Source organism: Bradyrhizobium sp. 2TAF24 (assembly GCF_052115025.1).
GTDB lineage: Bacteria > Pseudomonadota > Alphaproteobacteria > Rhizobiales > Xanthobacteraceae > Bradyrhizobium_A.
Map to the genome: position 1 here is coordinate 226,487 of NZ_JBFRFW010000013.1, position 24,420 is coordinate 250,906.

The window sequence follows — 24,420 nt, forward strand, 5'->3', positions numbered from 1 at the left end:
TTGTGGCCGCCTGCCGCGCTCGCTAAGCTCGCCGGCACGCTTAGGGGAGGGCGCGCCATGGCACGAGACAAAACGACACGCGCAAAAGCCGCACGAGCAAAATCGGCCCGAACCGCACGGGCGGGGGCGGCAAAGGCCAAAACCGGGACCAAGGCCGCGCGGGCCAAGACCGCGGTTCGTAAATCCTCCACGCGCAAGGCCGCCGCGCGGCCGTCGGCGCCGAAGCGCGCCGCCAAGACGGCCGGACGCGCCGATACGCGCAAGGCCGTCCGCAAACCGGCGCGGAGTGCGTCGCGCCCGGCGCGCCGGCCGCCCCAGCGCTTCGTGGTCAGCCATCACCGGGACGAGGACTTTGCCACCGGGCTGCGGGCCTACGCGCAGTACCGCGACCTCGGCATCGCGCAGGCGACGGGCGGTCTCGCCCAGGCCCATGTGATCCGTCTCATCGGCCCGTGCGATCCGACCGAGGTGTCGAAGCTGCACTATCATGACGTCGAGTTTCAGATGGTGTACGTGCTCAAGGGCTGGGTCCGGGCCTCGTTCGCGGGGCAGGGCGACATCACCATGCGCGAGGGCAGCTGCTGGATCCAGCCGCCGCGGATCCAGCACATGATCCTGGACTATTCCGACACCTGTGAATTGCTGGAGATCATCCTGCCCGCGGAGTTCGACACGATTGAACTGGCGACCTGACCCCGGATAGACCTGCTGCATGGATCAAGCCGTCACCGCCTCCCTCAGTGCCGCGCCGGCATCGGCGCGCCCGTCCCGCGCGACACTCGACCGCCTGACGTTCCTGGGCTGGCGCGGCGGGCTCGCCGCCATCATCGCAGGCGTCGTGCTGTCGTTCGTCCTGTTCGGCTATTTCGCCATCTACTGGCGCAACGCCGACATGGACTTCATGATCGTCTACAACGCTCTGGTGCTGAACGACGGCAAGCCGCAGGAGTATTTCGATCATCCGTCGTTCTTCACCATCCTCTCGGTCGAGTATTTCTTCCGCCTGCTGCATGCGTTGGGCATGCTCGACGCCGACAGGCTGTCGGCGATCCCGTCGGCGAGCCATGGCGCGGCCTTTGACGCCGCGATGACGCAGGCGGTGCGCGCCGGCCGCGTGGTCGCGCTGCTGACAGCCTCCGCCATGATCCTGCTGTTCGCGGCCCTGATGCGCCGCGCGGTGCGCGACTGGCGGGTGGCGCTGCTGGCGACGCTGGCATTCGCGTTCTCCGGCGGCATGGCGGTGCATGCGCGGATCCTGCGCAGCGAGCTGATCGCCGGATCGCTCGCCACCTTCGCGCTGCTCGTGCTCATCATCGCCGCGCGCCGCGCCAGCCAGTGGCGGCCACTGCTGCTCGCCGCGGCCGCGGCGCTGTGCATGCTGGCGCTCGAAAACAAGGTCCATGCCATCGTCATGATCGCCGCATTCCCGATGCTGGCGCTGACCTTCGGTACGCCGCAGGGCGCGAGCGTCGCGTTCTGGCGCGCGCCGTCGCGGGCGTGGCCCGTGGTGCTGGCGACGCTCGCTTGCGCCGCGCTACTGTGCGGGCTGGCCTGGCCGATCGTCGCCGCGGGGATCGATCCGGACAATCGCGCCGCCGCCGAGCTGCATCCGCTGCTGTTCGGCCGGTTTGGCGTCTACCAGGGCGCGCTGCTGCTCACCACCTGGCTTGCGATGGCGGTGTTCGCAAAGCTCTACCGGGTTTCGGCGGCGGAGACGGCCGCGGCGATGGCTGCGATCGTCGCCGGCGCCGCCGCTGGCCTGCTGGCGCTCGACCTGCAGTTCAATGCCGGCAACGCGGTGGCGGTGGTCAATCCGCTGGAAAAGATGCTGGGCTTCGCCGGCCTGGCGCCGGGCGGGGTCAGCGAGGCCGGCCATGACCTCGCGCTGCTGCAGGACAGCTTCGTCGCGGTGCTGCGCCGCTACAGCTTCTTCCTCTACACCTCGGCGCGCCCGGCGATTTTCCTGATCTGGCTGATCGTGCCCGGCATCGTCTATGCGTGGGTCGTCGGCCGGCGCCAGGTCGCGTTGCAGGCCACGCTGATGCTGCTGGTCGCCACCGGCATCGATACGCTGAGCGCGGTGCGCTATCTCAAGGCCGAATACTTTCTGCTGTCCGACCCGTTCATCATCATCGCCGGGGCGCTGCTGCTCGACGCGCTGCCGCAGGTCGCGCAGATGCGCGGCGCCTACGCGATCGGCCTCGTGCTGTCGCTCGTCCACATGGTCGGCAGCCAGCCCGAGCCGGTCAAGATGATGACCAAGCAGAGCGGGCCAGCCTACATCTGCGAGTGGAACCAGATCTACGAGAAGCAGCTGCCGATGCCATGGTGTCCGTTGCCGCCGCCGAAGCCGTGAGGCGTCAGGTCATCACACCGACGATGGCGCCGATCAGGCAGGTGGTGATGGTGCCGGCCACCACGGACCGCAAGCCCAGCGCATGAATGTCGGCTCGCCGCTCCGGCGCCATGATGTCGAGGCCGCCGACCATGATGCCGAGGCTGCCGAAATTGGCGAAGCCGCACAGCGCGTAGAGCATGATCAGCCGCGCGCGCGGATCGAGCGCGCCGTCGGGCAGCTTGGCGAACTCGACATAGGCGACGAGCTCGTTGAGGATGGTCTTGATCCCCATCAGCCGGCCGCCGGTCAGCGCCTGGTCCCATGGCAGGCCCATCAGCCAGCACACCGGCGCCATCACGGCGCCGAGCATGCGCTGCAGTGACATCGGGCTGCCGGCGACCTGCGGCAGCAGGCCGAGCATGGCATTGGCGAGATGCACCAGCGCCACCAGCACCAGCAGCATGGCGATGATGTTGAGCAGCAGCTCCAATCCGGCGGCCGTGCCCTTGACGATCGCGTCCATGGTGTTGGCGGCGATCGCGCCGGGATCGTCGAGCGCGCCGCCGGTGCGCCGCGGCTCGGTCTCGGGCACCATGACGAGGCTCACCAGCACCGCGGCGGGGGCGCCGAGCACCGAGGCGATGACGAAGTGCGCCGCGGCGTCCGGGATCAGCGGTGCGAGCAAGGTGGCGTACAGCACGAGCACGGTGCCGGCGATGCCGGCCATGCCGCCGGTCATCACCAGGAACAGCTCGCTGCGGGTCAACCGCGCAAGATAAGGGCGGATGAACAGCGGCGCCTCGACCATGCCGAGGAAGATGTTGGCGGCGGTCGACAGGCCGACCGCGCCGCCGATGCCCAGCGTGCGCTCCAGGGCCCACGCCATGCCACGCACCACCGGCGGCAGCACGCGCCAGTAGAACAGCAGCGTGGTCAGCACGCTGGTGACCAGCACGACGGGAAGGGCCTGGAAGGCAAGGATGAAGTCGGCGCCGGGCGTCTTGACGTCGAACGGCGGCGGGCCGCCGCCGACATAGCCGAACACGAAGGCGCTGCCGGCGCGGGCCGCCGCGGCGATGGCGCCGACGGCATCATTGATGGTGGAGAACGCCGCCGCGAGAACCGGCAGCTTGAGCAGCGCCAGCGCGGTGACGCAGGTGAGGGCAAGGGCACCGGCGGCCTGCGTCCAGTTGACGGCGCGGCGGTTCTCTCCGAGCGCGAAGGCGAGGAGGAGCAGCACCACGATCCCGAATGCGGATTGCAGCTGAGGCATCGCGCGCCGGCCCGCCACCTGCGCCGGCGTCGCCCCGCGGAATCGCGGGGCGCTACAACCGCCAGCCCACCCATCGGGCCATGAGAGCAGCAGACGGGCGCTTTGGAAAGGCCTCCGCGCCCGCCGCGCGAGGGTTACCCACGGCCGACGAACGGCATCTTGGTCGCCATCACCGTCATGAACAGCACGTTGGCGTCGAGCGGCAGGCTCGCCATGTAGACCACCGCGTTGGCGACCGCCTCGACGTCCATGCGCGGCTCGGGAATCTTGCGGCCGTCGGGCTGCAGCACGCCGTCGACCATGCGGGTGGTCATGTCGGTGGCGGCGTTACCGATGTCGATCTGGCCGCAAGCGATGTCATAGGCGCGGCCGTCGAGCGCGGTCGACTTGGTGAGGCCGGTGATGGCGTGCTTGGTCGACGTGTACGCAGCCGAGAACGGCCGCGGTGCATGTGCCGAGATCGAGCCGTTGTTGATGATGCGGCCGCCGCGCGGGGTCTGATCCTTCATGATGCGGAAGGCGTGCTGGGTGCACAGGAACGGCGCGGTGAGGTTGGTGTCGACCACCGCCTTCCACTGTTCGACGCTGACATCCTCGAACGGCACGGCGGGCGCGCCGATGCCGGCATTGTTGAACACCAGGTCGAGCCGGCCGAAGCTGTCGGTGATCCTGGCGAACAGCGCGGCGATCGAGGCCGGATCGGCCATGTCGGCGGGCACGGGCAGGCTCTTGCCGAAGCTCGCGCCGAGCTTGGCGGTCTCCTCCAGCTTGTCGGCGCGCCGGCCGGTCAGCACCACGGTGAAGCCCGCCTTCATCAGCGCGAGCGAGGTGGCACGTCCGACGCCGGAGCCGGCGCCGGTCACGAGTGCGATCCTGGTCATTTCCTCATCCTGTCTTGGTTGGAGTGGTCGTTGCCGCGCCGCCATAGGGCGGGCGGGGGATGTTCTGGTGCGCGGCGCGCAGCGCCGCCGACCAGCGGGCCCGCAGGTCGTGGAAATACGGCTCGCCGATCTCGATGCGGTAGTTCAGCTCGGCGTCGCAGGCGTCGGGCCGGACCACCAGGATGTCGATGGGCATGCCGACGCCGAGGTTGGAGCGCATGGTCGAATCCATCGAGACGAGGCCGACCTTGAGCGCGTCATAGAGGTCGACGTCATAGGCGATGGCTCGGTCGAGCACCGGCTTGCCGTATTTGTGCTCGCCGATCTGGAGATAGGGCGTGTCGGTGGTGCATTCGATGAAATTGCCGGCCGAGTAGACCATGAACAGGCGCATCCGCGCGCCGGCGATCTGGCCGCCGAACAGGAACGAGACGTCGAACGAGATGTCCTCGGCGCGCAGCGCCGAGCCTTCCATCTGGTGGACATGGCGGATGGCGCGGCCGATGCGCTGTGCCGCCTTGAACATGCTCGGCGCGTTCATCAGCGTCTCGATCTCGCCGGTGACCGGATCCTCGAGGCCTTCGGTCAGGGTGCTGAGCACCGACTGGCTGATCGCGAGATTGCCGGCGCTCGCCACCGCCATGATGCGCTCGCCGGGATTGCTGAAGACGTGCAGCTTGCGGAAGGTGGAGATGTTGTCGAGGCCGGCATTGGTGCGGGTGTCGGCGATCATCACGAGGCCGTCACGCACCAGAATTCCGCAGCAGTAAGTCATGACCTGATCCCCAGCGTCCTGATCCCCAGCGTCTTGCGAGGCGGAGTTTTACGCGCTGCGCGAGCGTGCGGCAACCTCGCCGCACAAACCCACACTCAGGGATCGATCAGGACTGGCTCTGTGACTGACTCTGCCGCCCGGCCTGGTTGACGCTGACGGCGACCGCGAGCTGTTCGCTGCCGCCGCCGTAGCGGGTTCCGCGCACCGGCGCGGCGCCGAGATAATCGAGGCCGATGGCGACGCGGACATGGGCGTCGGTGGTGGAGATGCCGTTGGCGGCGTCGAAGCCGACCCAGCCGAGCCGCGGCACAAAGGCTTCCGCCCAGGCGTGGCCGGCGTCCTGCTGCACCACGCCATCCGAGCGCAGGAAGTGTCCGGACACGAAGCGCGCCGGCACGCCGCCGGCGCGGGCGCAGGCGATGAAGATGTGGGCGTAGTCCTGGCAGACGCCGCGCCGGAGCGTGAACGCATCGGCGGCGGTGGTGCCGGCATGGGTCGGATCGACGTCGAAGGTCATGTGCTCGTTGATCCGCACCAGCAGCTCGTGCAGGAAACCGACGACATCGTCGTCGCCGCGGGGGCGCAGCTCCTCGGTCAGCTCCCGCATGCCGCCGTCGAGCGCGGTCAGATCGGTCGAGCGCAGGAACAGGCTCGGCGGAAACCGCTCGTCGGTGCCGCGCAGCACGCCGCTGGTGTCCTGGGTCTCGACCAGGCCCTCGACATTGATGGTCAGCTCGCCGATCGCCCCATGGGTCAGCACATGGGTGATGTTGCCGAACGCGTCATGATGCATCTGCATCCGCGAGTCGGTGGAGACGAAGATCTGCCAGTCGGCCACATACTGGCCGTCATGGTTGCGCGGCGTCATCCGGATCAGCTGGATCACGCCGCTTGCCGGCGGCTCGTAGCGATAGGTGGTCGAGTGGGCAATTCGCAGGCGCATGACGGACGGACCGCTTTCCTCTGGGCGAGGCGACGACAGGGACGACGTGACTATAGCAGGTATTGCTTGGTGATGATGTCGCCCAGGCGATTGTTGTCCGAGATGAATTCCTGAATGAATTCATGCAACCCGTGCTGGAAGATGTTGTCGATGTCGCTGTTCTCCAGCCGGTTGCGGATGCCGCGGGCATGGCGCTGGGCCGGGCCCTGGCGGCTGTAGGCGACACCGATCTGGTCGAGATTGCGCACGAGGTTGCCATAGCAGCTCGACAGCGAGCGCGGCAGCGTGTCGTTGAGTATCAGAAGGTCGGCGATCAGCCAGGGCTTGATGGTCTCGCGATAGACCCAGTGATAGGCGGTCAGCGCCGAGACCGAGCGCAGGATCGAGGTCCACTGGTAGTAGTCGAGCGGACCGCCGACATGCTCCTGCTCCGGCAGCAGCATGTGGTATTTGACGTCGAGGATGCGCGCGGTGTTGTCGGCGCGCTCGAGGTGCAGGCCGAGCCGCGAGAACCAGTAGGCGTCGTTGCGCAGCATGGTGCGGTAGGCCGAGCCGTCGAAGCGCAGCGAGGTTTCCTGGACGAAGCGCAGGAACTTGGCGAGGTCCTCGCGCGAGCGCACGCCACCGTGCCAGGTCTGCTGCAATTCGATCCAGGCGCTGTTGATGGTGTCCCACATCTCGCTGGTCAGCGCGGTGCGCACCGAACGCGAGTTCAGCCGTGCCGCCTCGATGCAGTTGCGGATCGAGGACGGGTTGTCCGGCGAGAATGCCAGGTAGTCGACGACGCTGCGCTCGTTCGCCTCCGCATGGTGTTGCGCGAAGCTGTCGCCGACGCCGGCGGTGAGCAGCGCCGACTCCCATTCGTTGGTCTTGCCGGCATAGGCGGCCGGCAGCGCGGTGGCGCGCAACGTCGCCTCGATGGTGCGCGCGAGATATTCGGCGCGTTCGACATAGCGGGCCAGCCAGAACAGGTTTTCAGCGGTGCGCGACAGCATGGGATCAGGATCTTGCTCGTGCCGTGACAGGGAACGGGGGCGGGACGGTCGGATCGGACTCAGGGAAAGGGGTGGGCGGCGTCCTCCGTTTTTTGGGCGCCGCGGTCGATGACCGCGGGCGCTGGTCATGACATCGGCTATTCGTCGAGGATCCAGGTGTCCTTGGTGCCGCCGCCCTGGCTGGAGTTGACCACCAGCGAGCCTTCCTTGAGCGCCACGCGGGTCAGCCCGCCGGGCACCACCGTGACATGGTCGCGGCCGGTCAGCACGAACGGGCGGAGGTCGACATGGCGCGGCGCGAGGCCGGACCGCGTCGCGGTCGGGCAGGTGGACAGCGCCAGCGTCGGCTGGGCGATGAAGCCCTCCGGCGACTGCATCAGCTTGGCGCGGAAGGCCGCGATCTGCTCCCTGGTCGCGGCCGGGCCGATCAACATGCCGTAGCCGCCGGAGCCGTGGACCTCCTTGACCACGAGGTCCTCGAGGCGGTCGAGCACATAGGCGAGGTCGTCCGGCTCGCGGCAGCGCCAGGTCGGCACATTCTTCAGGATCGGCTCCTCGCCGAGGTAGAAGCGCACGATCTCCGGCATGTAGCTGTACACCGCCTTGTCATCGGCGATCCCGGTGCCGACCGCATTGGCGAGGGTGATGGTGCCGGCCTTGTAGGCCGACATCAGGCCGGGGACGCCGAGCACGGAATCCGGGCGGAAGGTCAGGGGATCGATGAAGTCGTCGTCGAGCCGGCGGTAGATCACGTCGACCCGCTTGAGGCCTTCGGTGGTGCGCATGAACACCTCGTCGTTCTTGACGATGAGGTCGCGGCCCTCGACCAGCTCGATGCCGAGCTTGTCGGCGAGGAACGAGTGCTCGTAATAGGCGGAGTTGTAGACGCCGGGGGTGAGCAGGGCGACGGTGGGTTCCGCGGCGGCGGTGAGCGGAGCCACCGAGCGCAGCGCCGCCAACAGCTCGTCCGGATAGTTCTCGACCGGTGCGACGCGGTGCCGCGCGAACAGGTCCGGGAACAGCCGCATCATGATTTCGCGGTTCTCCAGCATGTAGGAGACCCCGGAGGGGGTGCGGGCATTGTCCTCCAGCACATAGAAATCATCGGGCCCGTCGCGGACGATGTCGATGCCGGCGATGTGGACATAGACGTCGTGCGGCACCTCCTGGCCATTCATCTCCGGCCGGAACACCGGATTCTGGAAGATCAGGTCGTCGGGCACGATCCCGGCGCGCAGGATGTCGCGGCCATGATAGATGTCCCGCAGGAACAGGTTGATCGCCTTGACCCGCTGCTTGAGGCCGCGCTCGAGCAGGGTCCACTCCTTGCCCGACAGGATGCGGGGCACGACATCGAACGGGATCAGGCGTTCCTGGGCCTCGGCGTCGCCATACACGGCGAAGGTGATGCCGATGCGGCGGAACAGCAGCTCGGCTTCCTGGCGGCGATATTCAAGGGCGTCTGGCGGCATCTCCTTCAGCCAGTGGGAGAGTGCCTGATAGGCTGGCCTGAGCGAGCCGTCCGGCCCGTTCATCTCGTCGAATGCAACTGCCATGAAGCCTGACCGTCCCTTCGCGCTCGTACCGAGAGCATGCATGACATCAATGGAGGGTAGCAAGGGGCGGGCCAGCGCGATATGCACTGCGAAACGGCAATTCGTCGGGGATGGCGGACTGCGCTGCCGCAAAAAGAGGCGGGGAAATGCCCATCGGCCGGGCAGGGAGCGCTAGCCTGCACCGCCGGGATGGGCAAGATTCGGACGACCTGAGGAGTACGTTGCATGAGCGAAATCGTCACCGCCGGGATTCTGGTGATCGGGGACGAGATTCTGTCCGGCCGGACCAAGGACAAGAACATCGGCTATATCGCCGAGTACCTGACCAATATCGGCATCGACCTCAAGGAAGTGCGGGTGGTGGCCGATGACGAGGGCGCGATCATCGAGGCGCTGAATGCGCTGCGGTCGCGCTACACCTATGTCTTCACCACCGGCGGCATCGGCCCGACCCATGACGACATCACCGCCGACAGCATCGCCAAGGCGTTCGGGGTCGGCATCGATCTTCACCCCGAGGTGGTGGCCCGATTCCGGCAGCGTTTCTCGGAAGCCGAGCTCAACGAGGCGCGGCTGCGCATGGCGCGCATCCCGGACGGCGCCGAGCTGATCCAGAGCGCCACCATCCTGGCGCCGGGCTTCAAGCTCGACAACGTCATCGTGATGGCCGGCGTGCCCTCGATCATGCAGGCGATGATGGACATCGTCGCCTCGAAGCTGAAGTCGGGGGTGCGGATGTTGTCGGACTCGGTGCGCGCCAACGCCCGCGAGGGCGACATCGGCAGTCCGCTGCGGGCGATCGCCGAGGCCCATCCGGACACCAGCATCGGCAGCTACCCCTTCCTCGACGAGAACAGCAAGCCCAACACCAACATCGTGGTTCGCTCGCGCGACCCGGACAAGCTGAAGGCGGCGATGGCCGCGGTTCAGGAGATGTTGGCAGGGCTCAACCTGACGCGCTAAACAGCGGGCATCCCAAAGAGTAGAGATATGACCCCGACCAACGAGAATGCCCCCCGCCCGGAAAAGATGTTCCCGGTGTCGTGGGACCAGTTTCACCGTGACTCCCGTGCGCTCGCCTGGCGGCTGAACAGTGCCGGCCCGTTCGAGGCGATCGTCGCCGTCACCCGCGGTGGCCTGGTTGCCGCCGCCATCGTCGCGCGCGAGCTCGGGGTGCGGGTGGTCGATACCGTCGGGGTCGCCAGCTACAACCACCAGTCCCAGGGCGAGGTCCGTATCCTCAAGAACGTCTCGGCCGACGTGCTCAACGCCGGCGGCGGCAGCGGCAAGGGCATCCTGATCGTCGACGATCTCGTCGATACCGGCAAGACCGCCCGTGTGGTGCGCGATCTGATGCCGCAGGCCCACTTCGCCACCGTCTACGCCAAGCCGATGGGGCGCCCGCTGGTCGATACCTTCATCACCGAGGTGTCGCAGGACACCTGGATCTTCTTTCCCTGGGACACCGGGCTGTCGTTCCAGCCGCCGATCCGCGACGGCGGGGCATAGAATCGCAAAACGGGTCGCTTCGCGGCCCGCTATGCGGTTGGCTCGGTGCCTCGTCCCGGACATGATGGGCCATGCCGCTGCAAAACCGTGTCACGCCCCTCGGCGACATCGTCGCCACGCCGCATCGTGGCCTGTTCACCGGCAACCGCGGCATCATCCATGATCCGGCGACACGGACGCTGCTCCGCCGGCGCTGGACGACGCCAGCCTGGATCGTCTGCGTCTGCGACTTCCGCGGCCGTCGCCGCGCCGTGATGGCGGCGCAGAGCTGGACCGAGCTGTTCTTCCTGGACGAAGCGACGGCCTTCGCCGCCGGCCACCGACCCTGCTTCTACTGTCGTCGCGCGGACGCGAGCGCGTTCCGCGCCGCCTTCGCGGCGGGGATGGCGGCGGTGCCGCGCGCGGCGGAGATGGATGCGGTGCTGCATGCTGAGCGGCTCGACGGGCGCCAACGCCGCCTGCATCCGCTGCCGTCACTCGCTGCGCTGCCCGATGGCGCCATGGTGCAAGCCGGCGACGACAGCTTCGTCATCGCCGGCGGCCGGCCGCTGCGCTGGTCGTTTGCCGGCTATCATGCGGTGGCGGCGGTGCCGGACGGCGCGCAACTGCTGACCCCGCCGTCCACGTTGCGGGCGCTCGCGGCCGGCTATCGGGCCGTGCTGCATCCGAGTGCGAATGCTCACTCCTCATCCTGAGAGTCTGACCGGATAAGGCGTCGAGGCATTTTGAGAGACGGCGCTTTCGTCTTTCTCTGTCGTGGCCGGGCAGCGCGATCCGTTGCAGACGCGCATCTCGCGCAGCTTGCCGAGGATGTCGCGGGGATAGGAATCGATCGAGGTCGACTTGCCGGACTCGCGCACCGCGGTGTCGAAGTCGCGCACCGCCTCGCCATAGGCCGCGAGCGCTGCATCGAACGGCTTGAGGTCGGCGCCGCGCCTCGGGTTCGACGGCATCAGGTCGACCGTCTTCTTCGCCAGCATCAGGGTATTGCGCGCGTGCCAGCGCACACTCTTGCCTTCGGTCGCCTCGATCCTGGAGAGCTGCTGGCGGTCGATGAGGTCCTTGAACTGGTCCTGCAGTGCGTCGGCGGCCGCGCGGGCCTCGAGAAACGCGGTCGCCGCGGGCACGAGGCGCGCGTGCAATGCCTTGCCGCCGGCCATGTCGTCGGACAGGTAGTCCTTGCGATCATAGTAGGCGTCCGCCTCGTTGAGGATCGGGATCAGCGCATCGAAGGTGTCGGCGAGCTGCCTGGTGGCGCCGTCGAGCGCGGGAATGGCGGGCTCGTCGGCGGCGCTCTTGCGCGCCCTGGCGATGGCGTCCCTGGCCGAGGCGCCGACCGAGTAGAGGCCGTAGATGATGCGCTCCTTGCCGGTCGGTCCGCGCTTGACGTCGACCCAGCTCAGGTAGCGCGCCCAGGATTCCTTGCCGCGCAGCGAGGCGTTGAGCAGGCCGACCACGCCGTTGGATTTGGCGACATGGCGGTCGAGATCCTTGTCGGCGATCTCGCGAAGGCCGAGATCGGGCAGGGATGAAGGCTGCTGGGCGAGCGCGGCGGCCCCCGGCAGGACCAGGGCGGCAACGAGGAAGAGGGCGGAAATCTTCACGGCAGTCCTCATGACACGGCGTAGCGGCGCGGGGGCGCGCCGCCGTGCCCACCGCCGTTCGTCGCCGCGGGCGGCGGCAGGGTTCAATCGCCGCTCACCACGGTGCTTCCGGATCGAGGTCGGCAAAGCGCTCGCGGGCAAGCTTGGCGCCGGCGCCGAGCGCCCGAAGCTTGGCCTCGGCGATGTCGCGGCGCATCGGCGCCATGCCGCAGTTGGTGGTGGCGATGATCCTGTCGCGGGGCACGAACTTCATCACCGCGCCGATCACCTCGGCGACGTCTTCGGCTGTCTCGACCCCGTCGCTGGCGACGTCGATGACGCCGGCCTGCACGGTCTTGCCCGGCAGCAGCGCCAGCAGATCGAGCGGCACATGCGAGTTGCGGCATTCGATCGCGACCTGCTGGATCGTGCTCTTGGCGATCGCCGGGAAAATCTCCTCGTACTGCCGCCACTCGTGGCCGAGCGTCGCCTTCCAGTCGGTGTTGGCCTTGATGCCGTAACCGTAGCAGATGTGCACGGCGGTGGCGCAGGTGAGGCCCTCGGCGGCGCGCTGCAGCGCCTCGATGCCCCAGGTCTTGACCTCGCTCATGTAGACGTTGAAGGCGGGCTCGTCGAACTGGATCAGGTCGACACCGCCCGCTTCCAGCGCGCGGGCTTCCTGGTTGAGCAGGTCGGCGAAGGCGAACGCCATCTTGACGCGGTCGCCGTAGTGGCGGTCGGCGACGGTGTCGACGATGGTCATCGGGCCGGGCAGGGTGAACTTGAGCTTGTGGGTGGTGTGGGCGCGTGCCGCGCTCGCCTCGAAGGCATGGACGCGGCCTTTCAGGTAGAGCTGCGAGATCACCTGCGGCACCATGGCTTTGTAGCGGTCGGCGCGGATGCCCATCTCGACCTTGTGGGCGAAGTCGATGCCGCCGACATTTTCCAGGAAGCCGTGCACGAAGTGCTGGCGCGCCTGCTCGCCATCGGTGACGATGTCGATGCCCGCGTCCTCCTGCAGCTTCAGCGCCAGCAGCGTGGCATCGCGCTTGGCCGACACCAGATCATCGCCGGCCGGCTTCCACGGCGCCCACAGGCGGTTCGGTTCGGCGAGCCATTCGGGCTTGGGCAGCGATCCGGCGATCGTGGTCGGGAAAAGCATGACGGCGCGTGTCCCTGTGTCCGTGGTTGTTTCTTTGGTTGTCGTCCCGGCTTTTGTTGTATGAACGAGCGGGCCTGGACGCGAGCTTATCGCAATCCGTGCACGGGAACGACAGGGAATAAACGACAGGGAAACAACAATGCCCAACGCGATCGTGTGCCGCGAGCTGGGGCCGCTGGAGATGTTGCGGCTGGAGACCATCGAAGCAGTGGCGCTGCGTCCGGGGGAGGTTCGTGTCGCGTTGCGCGCGGCAGGGCTCAACTTTCCCGACGTGCTGATGATCGAGGGCCGATATCAGTTCAAGCCCGAGCTGCCGTTCATCCCGGGCATGGAAGCGGCCGGCGAGGTCAGCGAGGTGGCGGCCGGTACCGACGGTGTCCGCGTCGGTGACCGTGTGATCGTGAAAATGCGCCACGGCTGCTTCGCCGAGGAAGTGGTGGTGGCGCGGTCGCAGCTCGCGCCGCTGCCGGACGCGTTCGACTATGCCGAAGGGGCGACGTTCCTTGCCGCCCATGGCACGGCCTATCATGCGCTGGTGGATCGCGCGCAGCTCAAGGCGGGCGAGGTGCTGCTGGTGCATGGCGCCGGCGGCGGCGTCGGGCTCGCGGCGGTCGAGCTCGGCAAGGTGCTGGGCGCCACCGTGATCGCGGTCGCCTCCAGCGCGGAGAAGCTCGCGGTCGCGACCAGCCGGGGCGCCGATCATGCATTGCTCAGCGGCAGCGAGCCGCTGCGCGACGCCGTCAAGCGCCTGACCGGCGGGCGCGGCGCCGACGTGGTGTTCGATCCCGTCGGCGGCGCGGTGTTCGAGGACAGCCTGCGCTGCATCGCCTGGGGCGCGCGGCTGCTGGTCGTCGGCTTCACCGGCGGCGTCGGCATGGCCGCCACCAACCTGGTGCTGATCAAGGGTGCGAGCGTGCTCGGCGTGCGCGCCGGCGAGGCGGCGCGGCGCGATCCGGCGCTTGCCGCCGCGCGCCAGGCCGCGCTGTGGCGTCTCGCCAATGACGGCCGTCTGCGCCCCCACATCTCGCACCGCCTGCCGCTTGCCGACTGCCCGCAGGCGATGCGGCTGCTGCGCGAACGCCGGGCCATCGGGCGGGTGGTGCTGCTGATGGAGCCGCCGTCGTCCTGACACATGAGCGCTGATGCGGAGCAGAGCTCGATCGGGCTGGTCACGCCATCTCAATCAACCACTGGTTGCAATGAAATTTATGTGAAAATATACCCATAGGTCGAGCGCGGCCGGATTTTGAAGATCGTTAATTGGATTGACCGATGAATAAGATGAGCTTCGCGGAATGGGCGCCACCTCCTCGGCGCCGGGTGGCGGCTGTGTCATTCTCTGGCGACCGCAGCGAATTCGGTCGCCTCGTGACCCGCGGTGGCTTTCTTGAGATCGTTACGCTTGGCTTCTACCGCTTCTGGCTGGCCACCGATATGCGCCGTCATCTTTGGTCGAACACCACCGTCGACGGTGACGCGCCCGAATACACCGGTACGGGCAGGGAGTTGCTGATCGGATTTCTGATCGCGCTTGCGATCATTGTACCGATCTACCTCGCGTACTTTCTCCTCACGGTCGAGGTCGAGCGCCTCAAGGTTTTTGGCGGTATTCCACTTTTGGCGTTCTTCTATGTGTTCGGCCAGTTCGCGATCTACCGTGCGCGGCGCTATCGCTTGACGCGCACGGTGTGGCGTGGCGTCCGGTTCTGGATGGACGGCTCCGGCTGGGCGTATGCCTTGCGCGCTTCGCTATGGATGATTTTGGTCGTGATAACGCTCGGCCTAGCATGGCCTTGGCGCGAGGCCGCGCTCGAGCGCTACAAAATGCAGCACTCTTACTATGGTGACCTGCAGGGGGGCTTCAAGGGTACCGGCTGGGAGTTCGTCGAGCGGGGCTGGATCTTGTGGCTGCTGACCTTGTTCTTATTCGCCGTGGCGGTTGTCTTTCGGCCGATGGTCTTCCTGATCGTACTTGTGTCGCCAGCCCTTTATGCATCGTTCAGGGCTGTTGAGTGGCGTTGGTGGATTTCCGGGCTGCGTTTCGGCGATATCAGCTTTGCCTCCGGCATCCGCCTGAGCGGTCTCATTAGTCTGTACTACAAGGCGCTCGGCTGGTTTGCGCTGATCGACGTGGTGGTGGTGTCCGCTGTGTTCCTCTGCTTTGCGGCGATGGCTAATCTGAGTGGTGTCTCGCTGCCCGAACTGTCCAGGTCGTTCCTCCTCCAGAACCGGATGCTGGTCGTCGCACTTTGCGTCCCCTTGTATCTGTCCCTGCTCTTGCTGGTGAACATTGTGATCAGGCTCTATTTCATGCGCGATCTGTGGATGCGGATTGCGGCGTCGGCCACGGTCTATGGCATTGAGGCCGCCAATAGCGTGAGGGCTGACGGCGAACTGGCAAGTGCGATCGGCGAGGGGCTTGCCGACGGGCTTGGCGTCGCCAGTTTCTAGGCAGGCAGCGTGCGGCGCAGCGTGAACCGATCCGATGCACGGCGCGACGAATGCCTGTCACACGGATGTCAACGTCGCCCGGCTCCATCTCCGGAAACGATCCGCAACATTGACAACGTCGGCCCGATCAACCTTTAGTGGTTCGGCCGGCGGTAAACGCGTTCTCGTTGCGCGACGTGGGCACGACATGTTTGGAATGCCGCAGGGCGCTGCGGTCGGGTGAGAAGGGTTTCAGGATGGATCAGATCAACAGCGTGCCGCGGATCCAGCCGCCGGCGCGTATCCACTTCTCCGGCGACCGCGGCGACTTCCGCCGCCTGGTGACGCGGGGTGCGCTGCTGGAGCTGGTCACGCTCGGCTTCTACCGCTTCTGGCTCGCCACCGACATGCGCCGCCATCTGTGGTCGCACACCGAAATCGACCGCGACGCCCCCGAATACACCGGCACCGGGCGGGAGCTGCTGATCGGCTTCCTGTTCGCGCTGGCGATCATCGCGCCGATCTATCTCGCCTATTTCCTGCTGACGATGGAGGCCGAGCGCCTGCAGGCCTTCGCCAGCTTTCCGCTGCTGGCGTTTTTCTATGTGTTCGGCCAGTTCGCGATCTACCGCGCGCGACGCTACCGCCTGACGCGCACGGCATGGCGCGGTGTGCGCTTCTGGATGGACGGCTCCGGCTGGGTCTACGCGCTGCGCGCCTCGCTGTGGGCGATCCTCGTCGGCCTGACGCTGGGCCTTGCGCTGCCGTGGCGCGAGGCGTCACTCGAGCGCTACAAGATGCGGCATTCCTATTACGGCAATCTGCAGGGCAGCTTCGAGGGCCGCGGCTGGGAGTTCTTCAAGCGCGGCTGGTGGCTGTGGCTGCTCGCGCCCATCGCGTTCTATGTGTTTCCCGCGGCGCCGTTCGTCTATGCGGCGTTCAAGGCGGTGGAATGGCGCTGGTGGTTGTCGGGCATCCGCTTTGGCGACGTCCGGCTGGAGTCGACCCTGACGCGCGGCGCCCTGATCGGTCTCTACTGGAAGGTGATTGGCTGGGGGCTGCTGCTCGGGCTGGTGTTGTCTCTTTACATCGGGCTCTGCCTCGCAGTTGCCGGTGGTCTGAATGAGGGCTCCCTGGAAAACGCATTTTCGGGGGCGCAGCTGTTCCGCAGCATTCCGCTGCTGGTGCTGATGGTCCTCGGCTATCTCGTCTTTGTGCTGGCGATGGGGGTGGTGGCGCGCGTCTATCTGATGCGCGACCTGTGGGTGCGGGTGACCGAGAGTGTCTCGGTCTTCAACATCGAGGCCGCCGCCGATGTGCTGTCCGCCGGCGAAGCCGCCAGCGCGCTCGGCGAGGGGCTTGCCGACGGGCTGGACGTCGCGGGCTTCTAGTGTCCTGAATGAGCCTGCCGCACAATCGCAGGAACTTCGCGTTCAGCACGCCAGCTGGAGGGACACCATGACCGGGGACGAGCAGCCATCGGAGATCGGACAGGCGCCCGCCGCGGGAGTGCCGGAGCCGGATGCCGTGTTCTACGACGGCGCCACCAGCCGGCGCCGCCAGGTGACGCTGGCATTATCCGATCGCCTGGTCATCCGCGAGGACGGGCAGACGCTCGCCCGCTGGACCTATGACGACATCCGCCGCATGGACGCCACGCGCGGTCTCGTGCGCCTGAGCTGTGTCGGCGCGCCGCAACTGGCGCGGCTGGAGATCCGCGACGCGGCGGTTGCCTCGCAGGTGCTGGCGCGCTGCCCGCGTATCGACGACGCCTCCGCCAGCCGCCGCGACGTCGGCCGCATCGTCGGCTGGTCGCTGGCGGCGGCGGCCTCGATCGTGCTGATGGTGATCTACGGCGTGCCGTTCGCCGCCGACCGTCTCGCGCCGCTGATTCCGCAATCGCTCGAGCGCCGGCTCGGCGATGCGGCGGAAGGGCAGGTGATGGCGGTGTTCAACGGCAAGCCGTGCACCGATCCAGCCGGCGTGGCGGCATTCGCCAAGCTGATGGCTCAGCTCCACAGCGCGCTCGGCCTTGCCACCGACGTCGATTCCATCGTGCTGTCGAGCAAGATCGCCAACGCCTTCGCGCTGCCCGGCGGCAAGGTGTTCCTGCTCAAGGAGTTGCTCGACAAGGCGAACACCCCCGACGAACTCGCCGGCGTGCTCGCCCATGAGCTTGGCCACCTGCAGCATCGCGACACCACCAAGCAGATGATCAGCCATGGCGGCACGTCGTTCCTGATCGGCCTGCTGTTCGGCGATATCACGGGTTCGAGCGCGCTGATCTTCGCCGGCCGCTCGATCGTCGATGCCTCCTACTCGCGCGAAGCGGAGACCGCCGCCGACAGCACGGCGATCGAGGCGATGCACAAGCTGGGACGCTCACCCAAGCCGATGGGCGAGCTGTTGTTCCGCATCACCGGAAAGGAAGCCGGCAAGAGCATCTCGATCCTGGCGAGCCATCCGTTCACCGAGGACCGGCTGGCGCGCATGACGAGAGAAGATCGCCCCGTGAGCGGCCCGCCACTCCTGACGGATCAGGAGTGGACCGCGCTGAAGGGGGTGTGCAAGACCACGTCCGATAGTAAGTCCGGGACCAAGATCTGAGGCCACGGCCTACTTGTATTCGCGGTCCTGCCACCACGGGAAATACGACGGCATGTCGCTGGAGACCTTGTCGGTGAACGCCGCCGGGCGCTTCTCCAGGAAGGCGGTGACGCCCTCGCGCACGTCGTTGGAGGCGCCGCGCGCGTAGATGCCGCGGCTGTCGATCTTGTGGGCTTCCATCGGATCGTCGGCGCCGAGCATGCGCCACATCATCTGCCGGATCAGCGCGATCGACACCGGCGCGGAGTTGTCGGCGATGTCGCGGGCGATGTCGCGCGCCGTCGGCAGCAGCTCCTCCGGCGGCACCACGCGGCTGACGAGCCGGCCAGCCAGCGCCTCGCGCGCCTGGAACACGCGGCCCGAATAGGTCCACTCCAGCGCCTGTGAGATGCCGACGATGCGCGGCAGGAACCAGCTCGAGCACGCCTCCGGCACGATGCCGCGCCGTCCGAACACGAAGCCGAAGCGGGCGTTGTCGGCGGCGATGCGGATGTCCATGGCGAGCTGCATGGTGAGGCCGATGCCGACCGCCGGGCCGTTGACCGCGGCGATCACCGGCTTGAGGCACTTGAAGATGCGCAGCGTCAGCCGGCCGCCGCCGTCGCGCACCGCATCGTCGCTCCATTCCACTTCGCCGTTCGGCCGCAGCGGCGCGGTCTTGCGATCGGCGCGCGCGGCGCGGTCGAAGGTGTCGCCGCCCGCGGAGAGATCGGCACCGGCGCAGAACGCGCGGCCGGCGCCGGTGACGATGATGGCGCGGACGTTGTCGTCGGCATCGGCGCGGTCGAACGCGTCGATCATTTCCGACTGCATGGTGTGGGTGTAGGCGTTGAGCTTGTCCGGCCGGTTGAGCGTGATGGTCAGGATGTTGTCTTCGACGTCGTACTTGATCTGCTCGTAGGCCATCTGCGTTTCCTCGTGTCGCACCGTGTTGTGGTTGCGGTCATGGTGTCATGGCCGCGCCACGCCGTAAACGCGTTCGCGCCGCATGGCATGTGCGCGCCGCACGTCATTTTCCATGATGCGGAAGGTGCGCGGGCTTTCGTCAGTCACTGCACGCTGAATGTGTGTGCGGTCGCTCTTGAACGAGTTGTTGTTCACCGGTCTCACCTCTGCGTCATTGCCGGGCGAAGACCCGGCAATCCAGCTTTGACAATGGACCGTGGCGTCGAAGCTGGATCACCGGGTCACGACGCTTCGCGTCGGCCCGGTGATGACGCAGAAAACAGGCGGTGTGTTTTGCCATATTCGATCGCCGCGATCAGTCATGATGACCTCGACAGGCGGCTCTACAGCGTCGGTGTCAGCGCCTGCTTGAGCGCGGCGAGCAGCGCCTGCACAGCGGCGGCGTTGGCGCGGCGCTCGGGCACGGTCGCCTTCACCCAGAGATCAGGGATCGGATACTCCGGCAGCACCTGGCACAGCGAGCCCTGGCGCAGCGCATCCTCGACGAGATAGCGCGAGATGAAGGCGATGCCGTTGCCGGCGATGGCGCTCTTCACCAGCACATAGCCTTCGTTGGAGCTCATGCGCGGCTGCACCTGCACGGTGACGCGGCCGCGCGGGCCGTCGAACTGCCATTCCGGGCCGGTCGGCAGGAAGCTCAGGCACGTGTGGTCGACGAGGTCGCGCGGATGCGCCGGCGCGCCATGCCTGGCGAGATAGTCTGGCGCGGCGCACAGCAGCCGACGCATCGGGCACAGCGGCTCGTCGATGACGCCGCCGAACGCATGCGGAAAGGCGCCGATGGCGATGTCGAAGCCTTCCGTCACCGGGTCCACCGGGCGGTCGATCAGCACGATATCGAGGCGCACCTGCGGGTTCTGGGCCTGGAACGCGCTGAACACGTCGGCGAGGCGGAAGATGGTCAGCGAGGTCGGCGCCTTGATGCGGAGCTGGTCGGCGAGGTCGTGGTCCTTCTCGCCCATGCGCGCCAGCAGGTCGCTGACGTCGGCCACCACGCTGCGGGCGCGGTGCAGGTACTGCTGCCCCGCCTTGGTCAGGCGCATCTGCCGGGTGGAGCGGTGGAACAGGGTGGTGCCGATCTGCTCCTCGAGTTGGGTGACGCGCTTGGCCACCACCGAGGTCGAGACGTTCAGCTTGCGCCCGGCGGCCGAGAAGCCTGACGATTCGGCGGTGGCGAGGAAGGCCTGCAGGTTGACGAGCGTGTCCATCGATCTTTCGCGTTTCGTGAAAGCTGATCGTCCGTTTTGCGGGATTGTACTCCCGTCACGGCATATTCATAGTCCCGCCCGCCGATCAGAAGCCCGATCCAACGCCACGGAGTGCGCCGCGTGCCAGCCCAGACCATCGAAGAACCGGCCCGCCGGCTGCCCGTGCTCGGCGAGTATGATGTGGTGGTGCTCGGGGGCGGTCCCGCCGGGCTCGCCGCGGCGGCCGCCGCCGGGCGCGCCGGCCAGCGCACCCTGCTGATCGAGCGCTACGGCTTTCTTGGCGGTATGGGCACCGCCGCCGGCGTCACCAATTTCTGTGGCCTGCATGCCAACGTGCACGGCGCCATGCGGCGCGTGGTGCATGGTCTCGCCACCGAGTTGCTCTCCCGCATCGACCATCTCGGCGGCCTCAACGCGCCGCATGTGATCTTCGGCAAGATCATGGCCCAGGCCTATGACACCGCGGCCTACAAGATCGCGGCCGACGAGCTCTTGGCCCACCACAAGGTCGAGATCCTGTTCCACGCGCTCGCCGCCGGCGTCGTGATGGCGCAGGCCGGCACCATCGACGCGCTGCTGGTCGAGACCAAGGCCGGCCGGCAGGCGGTGCGCGGCCGGCTGTTCATCGACTGCTCGGGCGACGGCGATCTCGCCGCCTGGGCGGGGGCGCCCTATGAGGTCGGCGACAACGCCGGCAACATGCTCTATCCCTCGATGATGTTCCGCCTCAACGGCATCGACCCGGAGCGCGCCGGCGAAGCCTGGCAGACCATCCCGAAACTGATGGCCGAGGCGATCGCTGGTGGCGCCTCGTTCCCGCGGAAGACCGCGATCGTGCGGCCGCAGCGCGATCCCATCGAATGGCGCGTCAATTTTACGCAGCTCGCCCGCGCGGACGGCCGTGCCATCAACGGCCTGGAGCCCGACGACCTGACGCGCGGCGAGATCGAGGGCCGTCGCCAGGCGGTCGAGGCGTTCCAGTTCCTGCGCACCGTGCCGGGCTTCGAGAACTCCTACATCGTCGATCTGCCGCCGCAACTCGGCATTCGCGAGACCCGCCGGGTGATCGGCGACGCGATGATGAGCGGCGAGGACGTGCTGACCTGCGCCTCGTTCGAGGACAGCATCGGCGTCAACGGCTGGCCGATCGAGGCCCATGTCGCCGGGGACATCGAGTTCAAATTCCCCCCGATTCCGGACTCGCGCGGCTACAACGAAATGCCGTACAGGATGCTGACACCCAGGGGGGTCGGCAACCTCCTGGTGGCGGGGCGCTGCGCGTCGATGACCCACGACGGGCAGTCCGCGGCCCGCGTCTCCGGCGCCTGCTTCGCCATGGGCGAGGCGGCGGGGGTGGCGGCAGCCCAGGCGCTCACCGGCAACGTGCCGCCGCGCGAGGTCGCGGTGGAGCGGCTGCAGGCGGAGCTGACGAGACAGGGTGCATTCCTGGGGCGGGGGGGCGAGATCCCCGCCGACACGTACGAGAACTGACAAGAGAAGAAACGGGAGGACACGACATGACCCATACCATCGCAACCCGCCTGCGGCGGGCGGTGCAGGCCGTCGCGGTGGCTGCGCTCGGTTTGGGCGTTGCCACGGCCGATGCCGAGGCACCGCTGAAGGCCAAGGTCGGGGTGCTGCGGCTGTCGTCGTCCGCGCCGGTGTTCATGGCCCTCGATAAGGGCTACTTCCGCGACGCCGGCCTCGACATCGAGCTGAAGTTCTTCGACGCTGCCCAGCCGATCGCGGTCGCGACCGCGTCCGGCGACGTCGATTTCGGCGTCACCGCGTTCACCGGCGGCATGTTCAACCTCGCTGGCAAGGGTGTGCTCAAGGTGATCGGCGGCATGAGCCGCGAGCAGCCAGGCTTTCCGCTGATCGCCTATGTCGCGGGCAACACCGCTTATGCCCACGGCCTGAAGTCGCCGAAAGATCTTGCCGGCAAGCGCGTCGGCGTCACCCAGATCGGCTCGACCTTCCATTATTCGCTGGGCCTGCTCGCCGACAAGTACGGCTTCAAGCTCAGCGACGTGAAGGTGGTGCCGCTGCAGTCGCTGTCGAACGCGGCCGCAGCGCTGAAGGGCGAGACCATCGACGGCGCGCTGCTGCCGGCGACCACGGCGCGGCCGCTGATCGATGGCGACGGCGCCAAGCTGCTCGGCTGGGTCGGCGACGAGACGCCCTGGCAGCTCGGCGCGGTGTTCACCACCCCGAAGATGCTCGGCAACAAGGAGCTGGTCACCAAGTTCCTCGCCGCGCTGGCGCGCGCCGACCGCGAGTATCACGACGTCCTGCTGAAGGTGATGAAGGACGGCCGGGTCCCGATGACCGCGGAGACCATGCCGCTGCTGCAGATCGTCTCCAAGTACACCAACCTGCCGCCCGATCGCGCTGCGGTGGACTGCGCCTATATCGATCCCGACGGCAAGCTCGATATCAAGAACGTCGGCGACCAGATCAGCTGGATGCAGGCGCAGGGCTTCGTCGACAAGGGTTTTACGGTCAACGACATCATCGCCAAGGACTTCGTCAAGGGCGACTGATCCCTGGGCGAGCGGAACGAACGAGCGGACAAGCGACGGACCTCACCATGGACCTGATCGTCAGTGACATCAGCCACCGTTTCGGCGCCCTCGACGTGCTGAAGGACGTGTCCTTCACCGTGCGCGCCGGCGAGGTGGTGGCGGTGGTCGGCCCCTCCGGCTGCGGCAAGAGCACGCTGCTGTCGATCCTGGGCGGCCTGCTGCAGCCGACCTCCGGCCACGCCCGCATCCGCGGCGCGGCACCGGCCGGCAGCTTCAATCCGCTCACCTTCGTGTTCCAGGACTTCGCGCTGCTGCCCTGGAGCACGGTCAGCGACAACGTCGCGTTCCCGCTGCTCCATGTCGGCATCGACGCGGCCCAGCGCCAGGCGATCGTCACCGACGCGCTGCGCCGCACCGGGCTCGCCGATTTCGGCGATGCCTACCCCAAGCAGCTGTCCGGCGGCATGCGCCAGCGCGTCGGCATCGCGCGGGCGCTGGCGGTGCGGCCGGCGATCCTGCTGATGGATGAGCCGCTGTCGGCGCTGGATTCCCAGACCCGCGAACTGCTGATGGAAGACTTCATCGGCCTGCTCGCCGACGGCCAGATGGGCGCCGTCTACATCACCCATAATCTCGACGAGGCGGTGCGGCTCGCCGACCGCGTCGTCGTGCTGTCGCGCCGCCCGGGCCGGGTGCGCGAGATCGTCGACATCGCGGTGCCGCGGGCGCAGCGCGGTGACGCCGACGTTCGTGCCCAGCTGCTCGGCATCCAGGACCGGCTGTGGTCGCTGATCAGGGACGAGGCGATCGACGCCGAGCGGGAGGTGCAGCATGCTTGACCGCGCGACAGCGACGGGCGCCTCGTCGCAGGACGGCGCCGATATCCGTGACGTCGCCTTCCGCGGCGGCGGCTTCGCACCCAAGGCCGGCCGTGGCGCCAGCTGGATCACCTTCGCCGTGCTGCTGTCGATCTGGCAGGCGGCCGGCAGCCTCGGCTGGATCAATCCGCTGTTTCTGCCGACCCCGGTGGCGATCGCCAAGGCGATCTACAGCCTCGCGGTCAGTGGTGCGCTGTGGCAGCACCTGTCGTACTCGGCGATGCGCATCGGGCTCGGCTGGCTGATCGGCAGCGCCGCCGGCGTCGTCGTCGGCTTCGCCATCGGCCTGTCGGGCATCGCCCGCAGCATTGGCATCTCGGTGGTGTCGGCGCTGTTCCCGATCCCGAAGATCGCGCTGCTGCCGCTGCTGATCCTGTGGTTCGGCATCGGCGAGGAGCCGAAGATCGCGACCATCGCGCTCGGCGTGTTCTTCTCGACCTCGATCTCGGTCTATTCCGGCGTCGATTCCGTGCCGCGCAACCTCATCCGCATGGCGCAGAGCTTCAACGTGCCGTTCCCGACCATCGTGCGCAAGGTGATCTGGCCGGGCGCGCTGCCGGCGATCCTCGCCGGCTTCCGCATCACCTCGTCGGTGGCGCTGCTGCTGGTGGTGAGCGCGGAAATGATCGGCGCCGAATACGGCATCGGCGCGTTCGTGCTGCAGGCCGGCAACCTGATGCAGACCGATCAGCTGCTCGGCGGCGTCGTCATCCTGTCGCTGTTCGGCCTGACCATCGGCAAGCTGCTCAACCTCCTGGAGACACGCCTGCTGCACTGGCGCTGAGCGGCGC

The 24,420-nt window shown here is 67.5% G+C and carries 24 protein-coding genes; 13 read left to right on the top strand and 11 right to left on the bottom strand.

Annotated elements, in window-relative coordinates; all coding sequences use genetic code 11:
• Nucleotides 1-57 precede the first annotated feature (57 nt).
• On the top strand, nt 58-693 hold the full coding sequence (locus AB4Z37_RS21065; RefSeq protein WP_441518695.1) for a cupin domain-containing protein: 636 nt from the start codon (nt 58-60) through the stop codon (nt 691-693).
• Nucleotides 694-712: 19 nt separating this feature from the next.
• Nucleotides 713-2,356 carry a hypothetical protein gene (locus AB4Z37_RS21070; protein WP_441518696.1) on the top strand — a complete coding sequence of 548 codons (1,644 nt, stop codon included), beginning with the start codon at nt 713-715 and terminating at the stop codon, nt 2,354-2,356.
• 4 nt (nt 2,357-2,360) lie between these two features.
• Here the strand turns inward: AB4Z37_RS21070 and AB4Z37_RS21075 are convergent, their stop codons facing one another.
• The 6 genes from AB4Z37_RS21075 to AB4Z37_RS21100 all read right to left on the bottom strand — a co-directional run bounded on the left by AB4Z37_RS21075 (nt 2,361) and on the right by AB4Z37_RS21100 (nt 8,761).
• Complete coding sequence (locus tag AB4Z37_RS21075; RefSeq protein ID WP_441518697.1) at nt 2,361-3,611, bottom strand: NupC/NupG family nucleoside CNT transporter; 1,251 nt, start codon at nt 3,609-3,611, stop codon at nt 2,361-2,363.
• A 134-nt stretch (nt 3,612-3,745) separates the two neighbouring features.
• Nucleotides 3,746-4,492 carry an SDR family oxidoreductase gene (locus AB4Z37_RS21080; RefSeq protein WP_441518698.1) on the bottom strand — a complete coding sequence of 249 codons (747 nt, stop codon included), beginning with the start codon at nt 4,490-4,492 and terminating at the stop codon, nt 3,746-3,748.
• 4 nt (nt 4,493-4,496) lie between these two features.
• On the bottom strand, nt 4,497-5,267 hold the full coding sequence (locus tag AB4Z37_RS21085) for a peptidase (protein ID WP_441518699.1): 771 nt from the start codon (nt 5,265-5,267) through the stop codon (nt 4,497-4,499).
• 106 nt (nt 5,268-5,373) lie between these two features.
• On the bottom strand, nt 5,374-6,210 hold the full coding sequence (locus AB4Z37_RS21090) for a transglutaminase family protein (RefSeq protein WP_441518700.1): 837 nt from the start codon (nt 6,208-6,210) through the stop codon (nt 5,374-5,376).
• Between the two features lie 50 nt (nt 6,211-6,260).
• Nucleotides 6,261-7,205, bottom strand: a complete 945-nt coding sequence (locus AB4Z37_RS21095) for an alpha-E domain-containing protein (protein WP_441518701.1) — start codon at nt 7,203-7,205, stop codon at nt 6,261-6,263.
• Nucleotides 7,206-7,342: 137 nt separating this feature from the next.
• Nucleotides 7,343-8,761, bottom strand: coding sequence for a circularly permuted type 2 ATP-grasp protein (locus tag AB4Z37_RS21100; RefSeq protein ID WP_441518702.1), 1,419 nt, complete (start codon nt 8,759-8,761; stop codon nt 7,343-7,345).
• 225 nt (nt 8,762-8,986) lie between these two features.
• On the opposite strand from AB4Z37_RS21100, the gene AB4Z37_RS21105 reads away from it, so the two are divergent.
• The 3 genes from AB4Z37_RS21105 (at nt 8,987) to AB4Z37_RS21115 (ending at nt 10,965) form a co-directional block, all read left to right on the top strand.
• A complete protein-coding gene (locus AB4Z37_RS21105; RefSeq protein WP_441518703.1) occupies nt 8,987-9,724 on the top strand; it encodes a competence/damage-inducible protein A in 738 nt (245 codons plus the stop codon).
• A gap of 27 nt (nt 9,725-9,751) precedes the next feature.
• A complete protein-coding gene (gpt, locus tag AB4Z37_RS21110) occupies nt 9,752-10,270 on the top strand; it encodes a xanthine phosphoribosyltransferase (protein ID WP_441518704.1) in 519 nt (172 codons plus the stop codon).
• Between the two features lie 71 nt (nt 10,271-10,341).
• The gene (locus tag AB4Z37_RS21115; RefSeq protein WP_441518705.1) at nt 10,342-10,965 is read left to right on the top strand and encodes a hypothetical protein; all 624 of its coding nucleotides are present in this window, start codon (nt 10,342-10,344) and stop codon (nt 10,963-10,965) included.
• On the opposite strand, the gene AB4Z37_RS21120 is transcribed toward AB4Z37_RS21115, so the two are convergent.
• Together AB4Z37_RS21120 and AB4Z37_RS21125 are read right to left on the bottom strand one after the other, a co-directional pair.
• Nucleotides 10,957-11,874 carry a YiiG family protein gene (locus AB4Z37_RS21120; protein WP_441518706.1) on the bottom strand — a complete coding sequence of 306 codons (918 nt, stop codon included), beginning with the start codon at nt 11,872-11,874 and terminating at the stop codon, nt 10,957-10,959. The genes AB4Z37_RS21115 and AB4Z37_RS21120 overlap by 9 nt on opposite strands.
• Before the next feature lie 94 nt (nt 11,875-11,968).
• Nucleotides 11,969-13,015, bottom strand: coding sequence for a methionine synthase (locus AB4Z37_RS21125; protein ID WP_441518707.1), 1,047 nt, complete (start codon nt 13,013-13,015; stop codon nt 11,969-11,971).
• Nucleotides 13,016-13,154: 139 nt separating this feature from the next.
• On the opposite strand from AB4Z37_RS21125, the gene AB4Z37_RS21130 reads away from it, so the two are divergent.
• The 4 genes from AB4Z37_RS21130 (at nt 13,155) to AB4Z37_RS21145 (ending at nt 18,052) form a co-directional block, all read left to right on the top strand.
• A complete protein-coding gene (locus AB4Z37_RS21130; protein WP_441518708.1) occupies nt 13,155-14,144 on the top strand; it encodes an NADPH:quinone oxidoreductase family protein in 990 nt (329 codons plus the stop codon).
• A 143-nt stretch (nt 14,145-14,287) separates the two neighbouring features.
• The gene (locus AB4Z37_RS21135) at nt 14,288-15,466 is read left to right on the top strand and encodes a YjgN family protein (protein WP_441518709.1); all 1,179 of its coding nucleotides are present in this window, start codon (nt 14,288-14,290) and stop codon (nt 15,464-15,466) included.
• A 236-nt stretch (nt 15,467-15,702) separates the two neighbouring features.
• Nucleotides 15,703-16,836, top strand: coding sequence for a DUF898 family protein (locus AB4Z37_RS21140; RefSeq protein WP_441518710.1), 1,134 nt, complete (start codon nt 15,703-15,705; stop codon nt 16,834-16,836).
• Nucleotides 16,837-16,903: 67 nt separating this feature from the next.
• On the top strand, nt 16,904-18,052 hold the full coding sequence (locus tag AB4Z37_RS21145) for a M48 family metallopeptidase (protein ID WP_441518711.1): 1,149 nt from the start codon (nt 16,904-16,906) through the stop codon (nt 18,050-18,052).
• A 9-nt stretch (nt 18,053-18,061) separates the two neighbouring features.
• Here the strand turns inward: AB4Z37_RS21145 and AB4Z37_RS21150 are convergent, their stop codons facing one another.
• The 3 genes from AB4Z37_RS21150 to AB4Z37_RS21160 all read right to left on the bottom strand — a co-directional run bounded on the left by AB4Z37_RS21150 (nt 18,062) and on the right by AB4Z37_RS21160 (nt 20,226).
• Nucleotides 18,062-18,958, bottom strand: coding sequence for a crotonase/enoyl-CoA hydratase family protein (locus AB4Z37_RS21150; protein ID WP_441518712.1), 897 nt, complete (start codon nt 18,956-18,958; stop codon nt 18,062-18,064).
• Nucleotides 18,959-19,003: 45 nt separating this feature from the next.
• Nucleotides 19,004-19,153 (bottom strand): hypothetical protein, encoded by a 150-nt coding sequence (locus AB4Z37_RS21155; protein WP_441518713.1) that lies wholly within the window; start codon nt 19,151-19,153, stop codon nt 19,004-19,006.
• Nucleotides 19,154-19,341: 188 nt separating this feature from the next.
• Nucleotides 19,342-20,226, bottom strand: a complete 885-nt coding sequence (locus tag AB4Z37_RS21160) for a LysR family transcriptional regulator (RefSeq protein WP_441518714.1) — start codon at nt 20,224-20,226, stop codon at nt 19,342-19,344.
• A 120-nt stretch (nt 20,227-20,346) separates the two neighbouring features.
• On the opposite strand from AB4Z37_RS21160, the gene AB4Z37_RS21165 reads away from it, so the two are divergent.
• From AB4Z37_RS21165 to AB4Z37_RS21180, 4 genes are read left to right on the top strand one after another with little or no spacing between them, the layout of a single operon-like run.
• Nucleotides 20,347-21,717 carry an FAD-dependent oxidoreductase gene (locus AB4Z37_RS21165; protein ID WP_441518715.1) on the top strand — a complete coding sequence of 457 codons (1,371 nt, stop codon included), beginning with the start codon at nt 20,347-20,349 and terminating at the stop codon, nt 21,715-21,717.
• A 26-nt stretch (nt 21,718-21,743) separates the two neighbouring features.
• Nucleotides 21,744-22,769 (top strand): ABC transporter substrate-binding protein, encoded by a 1,026-nt coding sequence (locus AB4Z37_RS21170; RefSeq protein ID WP_441518716.1) that lies wholly within the window; start codon nt 21,744-21,746, stop codon nt 22,767-22,769.
• 47 nt (nt 22,770-22,816) lie between these two features.
• Complete coding sequence (locus AB4Z37_RS21175) at nt 22,817-23,590, top strand: ABC transporter ATP-binding protein (protein WP_441518717.1); 774 nt, start codon at nt 22,817-22,819, stop codon at nt 23,588-23,590.
• Entirely contained in the window at nt 23,583-24,413 is an 831-nt protein-coding gene (locus tag AB4Z37_RS21180) for an ABC transporter permease (RefSeq protein ID WP_441518718.1), read from the top strand. The genes AB4Z37_RS21175 and AB4Z37_RS21180 overlap by 8 nt, the downstream gene beginning before the upstream one ends.
• Nucleotides 24,414-24,420 lie beyond the last annotated feature (7 nt).